Origin of the sequence: Amycolatopsis sp. NBC_00348 (assembly GCF_036114655.1) — a bacterium.
Lineage (GTDB): Bacteria > Actinomycetota > Actinomycetes > Mycobacteriales > Pseudonocardiaceae > Amycolatopsis.
In genome coordinates this window covers 8182771-8195001 of record NZ_CP107994.1, presented here as the reverse complement: position 1 = coordinate 8195001, position 12231 = coordinate 8182771, and the positions used below count along the sequence as shown (strand labels likewise).

Below are 12231 nucleotides of genomic sequence, written 5' to 3'. Positions count from 1 at the left end.
GCATAGTGCCCGAGGGGTACGACAGTTTTGGAACGAAGCAGGTGCCGCCAGTACCAGCATCACCGGACTCTCGGTACCGCAAGCGAAAGAGCCGCAGGGTCAGGGGCATGACACTCACCACCCCGGCCCCGGCCGTCCCGGGCCGGAGCACGCGGCCGTGGTTCATGCTCGGCGTGCTGCTGCTCGGCCAGTTCATGGCGCTGCTGGACGTCACCGTCGTGAACGTCGCCATGACCGACATCCGCACCGACCTGCACGCGTCCGGCGCCGCGCTGCAGCTGGTCGTGTCCGGCTACACCGTGGGCTACGCGATGCTGCTGATCACCGGCGCCCGGCTCGGCGAGCTGTACGGGCGACGCCGGATGTTCGTCACCGGCGTCGTCGCCTTCACGGTCTTCTCGCTGTTGTGCGGCTTGGCGCCCGGTGCGGGAACGCTGATCGTCGCCCGGATCGCCCAGGGCGCCGGCGCCGCGCTGATGATGCCGCAGGTCATCAGCGTCATCCAGGCGCAGTTCAGCGGTCCCGCGCGGGCGAAGGCGCTCAGCGCGTACACCGCGGTCATCTCGGTCGCGTTCGTCGCCGGTCAGGTGGTCGGCGGCGTGCTCGTCGGCGCGGACCTGTTCGGCGCGGGCTGGCGGCCGATCTTCCTGGTGAACGTGCCGATCGGCGTGCTCGTCGCGGTGCTGGCGGCGAAGCTGGTGCCCGGTGGCGGCGCCCGGAACGGCCGTCGGCTCGACTTCGCCGGGCTCGCGATCGCCGTGCCGGCCGTGGTCCTGGTCGTGCTGCCGCTGGTGCTCGGGCACGAGACCGGCTGGCCCGCCTGGACGTTCGCCTCGCTGGTCGCCGGCGCCCTGCTGGCCGTGTTGTTCGTGGTCGTGGAACGCCGGGTGCGCGATCCGCTGGTGAACCTCGACGTGCTGCGGATCCGCGGCGTCGCACCGGGCCTGGCCGCGCTGGCCGCCGGGGTCGCGTCGTACGGCGGTTTCCTGTTCTGTCTGGCCCTGCACCTTCAGACCGGATTGGGTGACACAGCGTTGACGGCTGGGCTCACCATGGCACCCGGCGGTGTGGTCTTCGGCCTGTGCGGGTTCTTCTGGCACAAGCTGCCCGCGCGCGTCCACGCGGCGGTGACGCCGATCGGGTACGTCGGATCCGCCGCGGCGTACGCCTTGCTGGCGCTGAGCCTGCGCGACGGCGGCCACGGCGGCGCGCTGTTCTTCGTGGCGCTGATGCTCTTCGGGCTCTCGATGGGACCGGCGTTCGGGTCCCTGATGGCGCATTCGCTGACGCACGTCCCGCTCGCGAGCGCGGCGGACGTCAGCGGGCTGCTGACCACGACGTTGCAGCTGGGCCAGGTCGTCGGCGTCGCGACGTTCGGGAGTGCTTTCCTGACCCTGGCCGGGGGTTCGTCCGCGCACGCCATCACCACGACGATGACCGGGGCCGCCGTGCTGCTGCTCGTCGGAGCCGGGTTCGCCGTGGTGCTGGCGCGCGCGTCGGTCAGGCGTTAGTGCGGCTGCCGCCCTTGATCCGCGCGTAGATCGCCGAAGCCGCGATGACGCCGACGACGGCGGCGACGATCTGGAAGACGTGCCGGATCCAGTCGATGCCGTTCGTGTCCCGGACGCCGAACACGCCGGCGAGCCAGTTGCCGATGAACGCGGCCACGATGCCGACGACGATCGTCAGCCAGATCGGGATCTTCTGGTCGCCGGGCGCGAACAGCCGGCCCAGCACGCCCAGGATCAGGCCCACGATGATCGTCGAGATGATGCCCCAAAGTCCGCCGAGCACGGGTGCCTCCTCGGATTGCCGAATAAGAACAACCGTGACACCGCCCGGCGCGACCTGCCCGTTTGAACCCTCGATGGGGTGACACACAAAAAGATCCGGCCCGGCCCGCCCCCGACGGCGAACCGGGCCGGATCGGCCTGGTGGTGGTGCGCTGGCGCGTTACCTCGATACGCCGCGTCGGCCGTAGGCCCCGGCGGCGATGCTGACGCCGATGGCGGCGAGGACGACCTGGGTGAGGATCTCCAGCCAGTCGATCCCGTTGGTGTCGGCGTAGCCGATGCCACGCGCGATCGCCGTGCCGATGAACGCGGCGACGATACCGATCAGGATCGTCAACCAGATCGGGATGCTCTGCTTGCCCGGTGCGACCAGCCGCCCGAGCACACCGATGATCAGGCCGATGATGATGGCGCTGACGATGCCGGCGATAGTCATCGCTTCTCCTCTCAAGGGATCCGCGGTCCCGGTGTTCCGGGGCTCCGCGGCTCGATGGTCGGAATGCCCCGGGTGGGTGACGGCGAAACACGGTGTACCGGGAATTACCCTCCTCGCCGCCGCATCGTTACTACGTCTGCCGGACACGGCGAAGGGGCCCTCCCCAGCGGTAAGGGCCCCTTCGGACGTGACTCAGAACGCGGCTTCGTCGAGCTCCATGAGCGCGTTGTCCGCGGCCTCCACGATCGCGCGGCGCGCGGTCAGCTCCGGCAGCACGCTCTTCGAGAAGAACGACGCCACGGCGATCTTGCCCTCGTAGAACGGGACGTCCTTGGCGGACGCGCCCGCGTCGAGCTTGGCGATGGCGACCTCGGAGTGCTTGAGCAGCTGCCAGCCGATGAGCAAGTCGCCGACGGACATCAGCAGCCGGACCGTGTGCTGGCCGACCTTGTTGATGTTCTGCGGGTCTTCCTGCGACGCCGTCAGGTAGCCGATCAGCGAGCCCAGCATGCCCTGGGTGTCCTCGAGGGCCTGCTTGAGCAGCCCGCGCTCGTTCTTGAGCCGGCCGTTGCCCGCCTCGGACTCGATGAACTTCGTGATCTCGCCGGCGACGAAGGCCAGGGACGCACCCTTGTCGCGGACGATCTTGCGGAAGAAGAAGTCCAGCGACTGGATCGCCGTGGTGCCTTCGTACAGCGAGTCGATCTTGGCGTCGCGGATGTACTGCTCGATCGGGTAGTCCTGCAGGAAGCCGGACCCGCCGAGGGTCTGCAGCGACTGCACGAGCTGCTCGGTGGCGCGCTCGGAGCCGACACCCTTGACGATCGGCAGCAGCAGGTCGTTGACGCCGTGCGCGACCTTCTGGTCACCTTCGCCGGTCCACAGCTGGTCCTGGAACGACGCCGTGTACAGGTACACCGCGCGCAGGCCCTCCGCGTACGCCTTCTGCAGCATCAGCGAGCGGCGGACGTCCGGGTGGTGCGTGATGGTGACGCGCGGCGCGGCCTTGTTCAGCATGTTCGGCAGGTCGGCGCCCTGGACGCGCTCCTTGGCGTACTCGAGCGCGTTGAGGTAGCCGGTGGACAGCGTGGCGATGGCCTTGGTGCCGACCATCATCCGGGCGTACTCGATGACCTGGAACATCTGCGCGATGCCGTCGTGCACCTCGCCGAGCAGCCAGCCCTTGGCCGGGGTGCCGTGCTGGCCGAAGGTCAGCTCGCACGTCGTCGAGGCCTTGATGCCCATCTTGTGCTCGACGTTCGTGACGAAAGCGCCGTTGCGCTCGCCCAGCTCGCCGGTCCTGGTGTCGAAGTGGAACTTCGGCACGAGGAACAGCGACAGGCCCTTGGTGCCGGCCTTGGTCTCGATGCCGGGACCCTCGGGGCGGGCCAGCACGAGGTGCATGATGTTTTCGCTCATGTCGTGCTCGGCGGAGGTGATGAACCGCTTCACGCCGTCGATGTGCCAGGAGCCGTCCTCCTGCTGGACGGCCTTGGTGCGGCCGGCGCCGACGTCGGAGCCGGCGTCCGGCTCGGTCAGCACCATCGTGGCGCCCCAGGCCCGGTCGATCATCAGCTCGGCCCAGTGCTTCTGCTCTTCGGTGCCGTTCTTGTTCACGATCATCGCGAAGTTGGGGCCCGCGAGGTACATGAACAGCGGGGCGTTGGCGCCGAGGATCAGCTCGGACGCGGCCCACTGGACGGTCGGGGGCAGGCCGAAGCCGCCGAGGTCCTCGGTCAGGCCCAGACGCCACCACTCGCCGTCGAGGAGCTGCTGGTAGCTCTTCTTGAACGACTCGGGGATCTTGACGCTGAAGGTCTTCGGGTCGTACACGGGCGGGTTGCGGTCCGCGTCGGCGAAGGACGCGGCCAGCGGGCCGGACGCGAGCTTGTTCAGCTCGGCCAGCACCCCGCGCGCGGTCTCCTCGTCCGACTCGGCGAGCACACCCTTGCCCAGGCGCTCCTGAACGCCGAGTACCTCGAAGAGGTTGAACTCCAGGTCTCGGACGTTGCTCTTGTAGTGGCCCATGTCGTCACTCCAATGTGTTCGGCTCCCCGGCCGGGCACACACTCGCCTTACTCGCCGGTAACTTCAGGATATTACCTGCGGGTAACTGGAGCAAGCAGATCCGCACTTCCGAGTACTGGAAATCCCCCGAAAAGTGGGCCCCGAGCAGCGTGACCCGGGTCAGCGGTTGCCGGGGATGGCCGTTGTGTCCGCCGTCACCGGCACGTGGCCGTCGTCCGCTCGGACGATCAGTATCCCGCCCCGGAAGGCGATCGTCACGGCGTGTGTCCGGTCGCGGGCCGAAAGCTTCCGCAGGATGCTCTTCACGTGGGTCCGCACGGTCTCGACGGACAGGAAGAGCAGCTTCGCGATCGCCGAGTTCTCGAGCCCCTCGGCGACCAGCTGCAACACCTGGTATTCGCGCCTGGACAGCGGCATCCCGCCGCGCGGCGCCGGTGGGCTGTCGTGGGCGAGGTCCCCCTTCGGCACGGTCGAGCGCTTCGGCCTGGCGGTGAGCGCGGCCAGTCCGGGGTCGATGTACCGGCGCTCGGTGTGGGCCCGCCGGATCGCTTCGGCGAGCCGTCGTGAATCGATCGACCGCGGCACGATCGCGTGCGCCCCGGCGGCGATCGCGGCCGCCAGGTACTGCTGCGTGCGATTCGCGTCACGGACGAGCGTGACGATGATCAGCGCCGGGTCGCCGGCGTTGAGCAGCTTCGTCAGGTGGCAGTTCGGATCCAGCGCCGAATCGAGCACGACGACGTCCGGTTTCACCTGCTCGCACAGCTGCAACGCGGCGTGGTGGCTCGCCGCTTGGCCGGCCCAGTGCAGCCCCTGGCTGCGGTGGACCAGCGCGGCGAGGCCGTCGCGGTAGATCGGGATCGGATCGACGACAGCCACGCCGAGACTGCGCCCGCCGGGTCCGGCCGGCCCGGTGGGCCTGCGGGTGGGCTCGATGCCGTGCATCGTGGGCCTCCGTCTCTGCGCCGTCGCTCTTGGGACGCCGGACGTGTCCCCTCGGTTTCACGCGATCCGGCACCACCCGGTCCCCCCTGCCGGGACCGGCCAAAAGTGACTCCCTCTGCTTGGTACGAGTCGCAAGTTCGCAGCTCATGACGCCAGTTCCCCCTCATGGCCCAACCCGCCGGTTACAGCAAACTCTGGGTAGAAAACCCCTCCGGGACGGCTGCTCGACCGGGAGCAGAACGACCTGATGGGGCGGCGGGTGCTACTGAGGGTGGCCCGTGTCGATTCGCGTCCTCCCGGCTCGTCCCCCTCTAACGTCCAAGGTGCCGGTTGGATGCGGGTTGTGACTGGTCAGCAGGGTGCGGGCGGGGCTAGCGACTCACGACCGCGGCCCGCAGCGCGGCGAACTCCGCCGCCAGCCCGTCGGGCGTCCAGTGGGCGTTCAGGCCGCTCGGGTTCGGGAGTACCCACACGTGTGTCCCTCCGATGAGCAGCTCCTGCGGGCCGACGCGCGCCTTCGGGAAGCCGAACGCGGTCCGGTACGCCGTGATCCCGACCACGGCCAGCCACCGCGGCCGGAATTCGAGCACCTTCGCGGTCAGCAGTTCCCCGCCGTCACGCAGTTCGTCGTCGGTGAGCTCGTCCGCGCGGGCGGTGGCCCGGCCGACGACGTTCGTGACCCCGAGCCCCAGGTCGAGCAGCTTGTCCTGCTCGGAGGGGGTGAACCGCCGCGGGGTGAAGCCGCCGCCGTGCAGCGCCGGCCAGAACCGGTTCCCGGGCCGCGCGAAGTGCTGCTTGAGGGCACCGGAGTAGAGGCCGGGGTTGATCCCGCAGAACAGCACGTCGAGGCCGGCCGCGATGACGTCCGGAATGGTGGTGCCGTACGCGGCGGTCAGCTGGTCCTTGGTGGGTCGGGTGTTCACCCGTCCAGTCTCCGGTACGACTTTCGGACCGGCACGGCACAAGTCCCCCTGCCCGCGACGTCGATCACCCATCCGGTTCCGCGTGTTCGGCTCGCGAACCGGCTGCGCGCGACGTCGTCCTGACCTCGGCCGACCTGAGCTTCGACGCCCGGCTCTCCGCGGACCGGACCTGGTTCGCCGCACGGGCTCGTTGCCGGGGGTAGCGAATTCGCCACTGACCTGCGTACCCTGTGTGATCTCCCGCACAGCGTCGTACCGAGGAGGATTCGTGCAGCTTCCGATCGTCCTCGGGCTGGTCGCGCTGGTCCTGGCCGTGGCGGCCATCGTGGTCGTTCTCGAGGACCGCCGTGCCGCGAAGCGCGCCGCTCTGCAGCGCAAGGCTCGGTTAGCGCGTCTGGGCGAGGTGGATCCGCTGGCTCCGGGCCGGCTGCACATCGACCGTTGAAGGCTTGGCCCGCAGCAGGGCCAGCAGGAGCGCCCCGAACACCCAGCCGACGCCGGCGCCGAACGTGTTGTTCACGAGGTCGTCGACGTCGAAGATGCGGTAGACGTACGGCGCGGTGCCGAAGTTCGCGGTGACCTGCGTGATCTCGATGAGCAGTGACGCCGTGAAGCCGATCAGCGTGGTGCCGACGAGCCCGCGGCGCCACAGGATCCGCGCGAACACGCCGAGCGGGACGAACAGCAGGACGTTCATGCAGGCCTGCTGGAACGTCTGCGTCATGAACCACTGCGACAGCGGCTCACCGTGCTTCAGCAGCTCGGTGTGGATGTCGGTGATCCACTGGAACGGGTGCAGCTGCACGGTCTGGCCCAGCCGCCGGGTGCCGGGCCCGGGCAGCGGCAGGAAGACGACCGCGAAGGTCATGCACCCGTAGAGCAGCACGGCCGCGGTGGTGACGATGCCGCGCAGCCGCAGGCCACCGTGCCGCGCGAGCTGGGTGAGCAGCTGCGGCACCAGCACGACGGTCCACAGCGCGAAGAAGCCGATGAGTCCGTACTGCAGGGCGGTGACCTGTGCGTTCGTCATGCCACCGACGTTATGGATCTTGCCCGGGGTGCCGCTTCGGTCGAACAGCCGGACGCCGGACACCCCCATCGGCCACTTGGCCGACCCGGCGACGGGCCGATCGGTCAGGGCCGGTGGCCGCGACATCCGGTGTTACCGGACACACCGGAGAACTCCGGCTCGCTCGTCCGCGTGCGGCCGAATGGCTGGTCTTCCCGATGTGCGTTGCGCCACAGCCGCGGGGTCACGGCCCGGCCGCGCGGCTCGTGGACGCGGTCCGCGTGGCGGCCGCGGAAGCCGTCGCTGTGCACGTCTTCGAGGGGAACGCCGCGCGAGACGCGGCTGCGAGCGGCTCCGTTTCATGCCCACCGGAGACAGCGAAGACGTTCCGGGCAACGGCCGCCGCCATCTGGTGTGGCTTGCGCTCACGCGGGAATGACCGCGACGCTCGGCACGTAAGTCTTGTGGGGGAAACGAAAGGAACGCTCATGGCACCGGTCCGGGTCGGCATCGTCGGGCTCAGCGCGAACGGCGGCTGGGCCGCGACCGCGCACGTGCCCGCGCTGGCCGCGGTGGAGGGCTACGAGCTCCGCGCGCTGAGCGCGAGCAGCGCCGAGTCGGCGCGCGTGGCCGGCGAGAAGTACGGCGTGCCGCTGACCTTCGGCGACGCCGGGGAGCTGGCGCGGCATCCGGAGGTCGACCTGGTCGTCGTCGCCGTGAAGGTGCCCGAGCACCGGGCGCTCATCGAGCCCGCGCTGGCCGCGGGCAAGCAGGTGCTGAGCGAGTGGCCGCTGGGCGTCAGCCTCGCGGAGACCCGGGAGCTGACCGAAGCCGCGAAGGACGGTCAGACGGCCGTCGGGCTGCAGGGCCGCTCCGCGCCGGCGTTGCGCTACCTGCGTGACCTCATCAAGGACGGCTACGTCGGCCGCGTGCTCTCGACGTCGTTGATCGCGTCCGGCGGGAACTGGGGCTCGAGCGTCCGCGCCGGCCGTGACTACCAGCTGCACCCCGAGGGCGGGGCGACGCTGCTGACCATCCCGTTCGCGCACACCGCCGACACGCTGCACATGGTGCTCGGCGGGTTCGCCGAGCTGTCGGCCACGATGGCGACCGTCCGGCCGCGGGTGCGCGACGAGGTCACCGGCGACGCCGTCCCGATGACCGTGCCCGACCAGATCGCCGTCTCCGGCGTGCTGACCGGCGGCGCGATCGTGTCGCTGCACCTGCGCGGCGGGACGTCGCCGGCCACGGACTTCCTCTGGGAGATCAACGGCACCGAGGGCACCCTGGTCGTCGAGGCCGCGGACCCGCTGTTCTGGATCTCGAAGCTGACGTTGCGCGGCAGCCGCACCGGGACGCTGGAGCGGCTCGCCGTGCCGGCGCGGTACGAGCTGCCGCAGCTGGCCGGGCGCGCGTCCGAACCGTCGTACAACGTCGCGCACGCCTACGCGCGGCACCTCAAGGGCGACCTGCCGGACTTCGGGCACGCGCTGCGCGTGCACCGGGTGCTCGACGCCGTCCAGCGGTCGGCCGACGCGGGGACGCGGGTTCACCCGGACGCAGAGTAACTGTTACCGGCGGTTGTAGCTTTTCCGCGGACCCGGACCTACTCTCGGGTAATGGACGACGTTGTCTACGACCGCGCGGGCCACGGCGAACCGCTGGTGCTGATCCACGGCATCGGGCACCGCCGCCAGGCGTGGGCGCCGGTGTTTCCGCTGCTCACGCCGCATCGTGACGTCATCGCCGTCGACCTGCCCGGCTTCGGCGAGTCGCCCGAGCCGGCCGGCGGTTACGGCGTCGAGCCGGCGCTGGTGATGTTCAAGGACCTCTTCACCGAGCTCGGCCTCGACCGGCCGCACGTCGCGGGCAACTCGCTCGGCGGGCTGCTTTCCCTGGAACTCGGCCGCGCCGGGCTCGTCCGCAGCGTCACGGCGCTGTCGCCGGCCGGGCTGTGGAACCGGCGGCAGAAGCTCTACGCGATCGCGACGCTCAAGGCCCACCGCGCGCTCGCCCAGCGCACCCCGCCGAACGTCGTGCGCCGGCTGGCCGCGACGGCGGCCGGGCGGAAGGCGCTGGTGGGGATGATCGTCGGCCGCCCCGAGCTGCTCTCGCCCGAGATCGTCGCCGAAGACGCGCACGCGCTCGCGACCGCGCCGGGCTTCGAGCCGACCGCCGCGCAGTCCCGCGGCAGCTTCCGCTTCACGGGCCCGGTCACCGGCGTCCCGGTGACGATCGCGTGGGCCCAGCGCGACCGGGTCCTCGCCCGGCCGCGCGTCGCCGAGCTGCGGAAGGTCGCGCCGAACGGGACGTTCACGCTGCTGCCGGGCTGCGGGCACGTGCCGATGAGCGACGACCCGGAGCTGGTCGCGAAGACCCTGCTCGCCGGAAGCCGTTAGATGACATTCGCTTTACGTCCGTCTTTTGACCCTGGTAGTTGACTCCGCCGCGAGGCAGAATCCTCCGCCGTGCGCCCGTGTGGGGACCTTGGGCGCGAATCGGAGGAAACACGCATGAGGCTTTCAACCCGGCTCGTGGTGCTCGCCGCGGCCGCGCTGGCGACGACGGCGGTGACCACCGCACCCGCGTCCGCGGGCCAGCGCCCGGATCCGACGACGGACGTCCGGATCATCACGTTCAACGACTTCCACGGCAACCTCGAGCCGCCGTCGGGTTCCAGCGGCCGGGTCACGCAGTCGGACGGGACCACAGTGGACGCCGGCGGCGCCGCTTACCTGGCGACGCACGTGAAGCAGCTTCGCGCGCAGGTGCGCAACTCGCTCGTGTTCTCCGCGGGGGACAACGTCGGCGCGTCGCCGGTGGTCTCGGCGCTGTTCCACGACGAGCCGACCATCGACTTCCTGAACCAGATCGGCGTGAGCGCGTCCGTCGTCGGCAACCACGAGTTCGACGAGGGCTACAAGGAACTGCAGCGCATGCAGTTCGGCGGTTGCAACCCGACCGACGGTTGCCAGTTCGACAAGAAGTTCAAGGGTGCGGACTTCCCGTTCCTCGGGTCCAATGTGTACTTCACCAACGGCCTGCCCGCGTTGCTGCCGTTCACCGTCAAGTTCGAAGGCGGTGTGCCGATCGGTGTCATCGGCGCGACGCTGAAGGACCTGCCGACCGTCGTCACGCCGGAGGCCATCAAGGGCCTGAAGTTCGGTGACGAGGTCGAGGCGATCAACCGCACCGCGAACCTGCTCGACTTCCTCGGCGTCAAGTCCCAGGTCGTGCTGCTGCACCAGGGCGACAGCACCGAGATCGAGGGCCCGAACGACTGCCGGGTGCTGCCCGGCCCGGCCACCGCGATCGCGAAGGCGGTGACCCCGAAGGTCGACGCCATCTTCACCGGGCACAGCCACCAGCAGTACAACTGCGTGATCAACGACCCGGCGGGCCAGCCGCGCACGGTCATCCAGGGCGCGTCGTTCGGCCGCCTGCTGTCCGTGGTGGACCTGAAGATCAACCTGAAGACGCGCGACGTCGTCCGGTCGGCCACGCAGGCCCACAACGAGATCGTCACGCGCACGGTCACGCCGGACCCGGCCGTCTCGGCGCTGGTCGCCGACGCCAAGGCGAAGTCGGCGCCGATCGCGAACAAGCCGGTCGGCACCATCACCGCCGACCTGCCGGCGGCGGGCAACGCGGCCGGTGAGTCCTTGCTCGGCGACGTCATCGCCGACGCGCAGCTCGCGGGCACGCAGTCGAACAACGCCGTCATCGCGATCACCAACCCGGGCGGCATCCGCGCCGACCTGACGTACAAGTCGTCCGCGAACAACGAGGGTGACGGCGTGGTGACCTACGGCGAGGCGTTCACCGTCCAGCCGTTCGCGAACATCATGCAGACGATCACGCTGACCGGCGCGAACCTGAAGAACGTGCTGGAGCAGCAGTGGGCGCCGGGGGTGAACCCGAAGTTCCTGCAGATCTCGAGCTCGCTGCACTACAGCTACTCGGCGTCCGCGCCGCAGGGCTCGCGGATCTCGAACATCACGGTGAACGGCACGCCGGTCGACCCGGCGGCGACGTTCCGCGTGTCGGTGAACAACTTCCTCGCCGCCGGCGGGGACGGCTTCACCGAGTTCACCAAGGGCACGAACCTGGCCGGCGGACCGGTGGACCTGGACGCGCTGATCGCGTACCTGGGCGCCCACCCGAACCTGGCCCCGCCCGCGGCGGACCGGATCACCCTGCTGCCGTAGCTCCGGTATTTCCAAGACGCCGGGTCGACAATGGACCCATGACGACTTGGGAAGACGTCGTCCGCCTGGCCACGGGACTGCCCGAGGTCGAGGCGGCGACCTGGTACCGCACGCCCGCGCTGAAGGTGGCGGGCAAGGGGTTCGCGCGGCTGCGCACCGAGGCCGAAGGCGGCCTGGTCGTGATGTGCGGGCTCGACGAGAAGGCCGCGTTGCTGGAATCCGGCGACGCGGCCTTCTTCACGACACCGCACTACGACGGCTCCGGCTCGATCATCGTCGACCTCGACAAGGTCGACGTCGATCAGCTGCGTGAGCTGCTCGAAGAGGCGTGGCGACTGAAGGCGCCGAAGCGGCTCACGACTTGAGCTCGCCCTTGAGCATGCTCATCAGGATCATGTCGTGGCGCTCGCCGTCCATCGCGACGAACGCCTCGCGGTGGCGGCCGTCCTCGGAGAAGCCGACCTTGCGGTAGACGTGCCGGGCGCGCTCGTTCCCGGCGACCACCCAGAGCGTGATCATGTGCAGGCGCATGGCGTTGAAGCCGTAGCGGCACATCAGGCGCAGCGCTTCGGTGCCGTAACCGCCGCCGCCCCGGTACCCGGCGTCACCGATGTAGACGTCCAGCTCGGCGTTGCCGATCTCGGGCTCGGCGTCCCGCAGGTCGATGACGCCGATGAGCTTGCCGTCGGCCTTGGCCTCGATCCCGAGGACGACCAGTTCGTAGCTGTTGACCGGGCGTTCCTCGGCGCGCTTGCGGATCTGCGCGAGCGAACGCGGGTGGCTGTTGTTCATCCACCGGCCGACCTCGGGGTCGTGAACCCACAGGTGGATCTTCTCGGCGTCCTCCGGCTCCAGCGCGCGCAGCCGGACGAGCTCCCCCTCGAGCATC

General features: G+C 69.8%; 12 protein-coding genes. 5 read left to right on the top strand and 7 right to left on the bottom strand.

Annotated elements, in window-relative coordinates; all coding sequences use genetic code 11:
* The first annotated feature begins 107 nt into the window (after nucleotides 1-107).
* Nucleotides 108-1511 carry an MFS transporter gene (locus OHS58_RS36360; RefSeq protein ID WP_328645448.1) on the top strand — a complete coding sequence of 468 codons (1404 nt, stop codon included), beginning with the start codon at nucleotides 108-110 and terminating at the stop codon, nucleotides 1509-1511.
* Here the strand turns inward: OHS58_RS36360 and OHS58_RS36355 are convergent.
* The 6 genes from OHS58_RS36355 to OHS58_RS36330 all read right to left on the bottom strand — a co-directional run bounded on the left by OHS58_RS36355 (nucleotide 1501) and on the right by OHS58_RS36330 (nucleotide 7155).
* Entirely contained in the window at nucleotides 1501-1794 is a 294-nt protein-coding gene (locus tag OHS58_RS36355; RefSeq protein ID WP_247059437.1) for a GlsB/YeaQ/YmgE family stress response membrane protein, read from the bottom strand. The genes OHS58_RS36360 and OHS58_RS36355 overlap by 11 nt on opposite strands.
* Nucleotides 1795-1953: 159 nt before the next feature.
* Entirely contained in the window at nucleotides 1954-2229 is a 276-nt protein-coding gene (locus OHS58_RS36350; protein WP_326945293.1) for a GlsB/YeaQ/YmgE family stress response membrane protein, read from the bottom strand.
* A 192-nt stretch (nucleotides 2230-2421) separates the two neighbouring features.
* Nucleotides 2422-4257 carry an acyl-CoA dehydrogenase gene (locus OHS58_RS36345; protein ID WP_328645447.1) on the bottom strand — a complete coding sequence of 612 codons (1836 nt, stop codon included), beginning with the start codon at nucleotides 4255-4257 and terminating at the stop codon, nucleotides 2422-2424.
* A 159-nt stretch (nucleotides 4258-4416) separates the two neighbouring features.
* Nucleotides 4417-5202, bottom strand: coding sequence for a response regulator transcription factor (locus OHS58_RS36340; RefSeq protein WP_326945292.1), 786 nt, complete (start codon nucleotides 5200-5202; stop codon nucleotides 4417-4419).
* Between the two features lie 371 nt (nucleotides 5203-5573).
* Nucleotides 5574-6125, bottom strand: coding sequence for a G/U mismatch-specific DNA glycosylase (gene mug / locus OHS58_RS36335; RefSeq protein WP_328645446.1), 552 nt, complete (start codon nucleotides 6123-6125; stop codon nucleotides 5574-5576).
* 385 nt (nucleotides 6126-6510) lie between these two features.
* Nucleotides 6511-7155 (bottom strand): VanZ family protein, encoded by a 645-nt coding sequence (locus tag OHS58_RS36330; protein WP_328645445.1) that lies wholly within the window; start codon nucleotides 7153-7155, stop codon nucleotides 6511-6513.
* A gap of 467 nt (nucleotides 7156-7622) precedes the next feature.
* Here OHS58_RS36330 and OHS58_RS36325 point away from each other — a divergent pair, with 467 nt between their 5' ends.
* From OHS58_RS36325 to OHS58_RS36310, 4 genes are all read left to right on the top strand, one after another.
* Nucleotides 7623-8702 carry a Gfo/Idh/MocA family protein gene (locus OHS58_RS36325; RefSeq protein WP_328645444.1) on the top strand — a complete coding sequence of 360 codons (1080 nt, stop codon included), beginning with the start codon at nucleotides 7623-7625 and terminating at the stop codon, nucleotides 8700-8702.
* Between the two features lie 51 nt (nucleotides 8703-8753).
* A complete protein-coding gene (locus OHS58_RS36320) occupies nucleotides 8754-9533 on the top strand; it encodes an alpha/beta fold hydrolase (protein ID WP_328645443.1) in 780 nt (259 codons plus the stop codon).
* Nucleotides 9534-9647: 114 nt separating this feature from the next.
* The gene (locus OHS58_RS36315) at nucleotides 9648-11342 is read left to right on the top strand and encodes a bifunctional metallophosphatase/5'-nucleotidase (RefSeq protein WP_328645442.1); all 1695 of its coding nucleotides are present in this window, start codon (nucleotides 9648-9650) and stop codon (nucleotides 11340-11342) included.
* Nucleotides 11343-11380: 38 nt separating this feature from the next.
* Complete coding sequence (locus tag OHS58_RS36310; protein WP_328645441.1) at nucleotides 11381-11707, top strand: MmcQ/YjbR family DNA-binding protein; 327 nt, start codon at nucleotides 11381-11383, stop codon at nucleotides 11705-11707.
* On the opposite strand, the gene OHS58_RS36305 is transcribed toward OHS58_RS36310, so the two are convergent.
* On the bottom strand, nucleotides 11697-12230 hold the full coding sequence (locus OHS58_RS36305) for a GNAT family N-acetyltransferase (RefSeq protein WP_328645440.1): 534 nt from the start codon (nucleotides 12228-12230) through the stop codon (nucleotides 11697-11699). The two genes, OHS58_RS36310 and OHS58_RS36305, sit on opposite strands and share 11 nt — an antisense overlap.
* Nucleotide 12231: the final 1 nt, after the last annotated feature.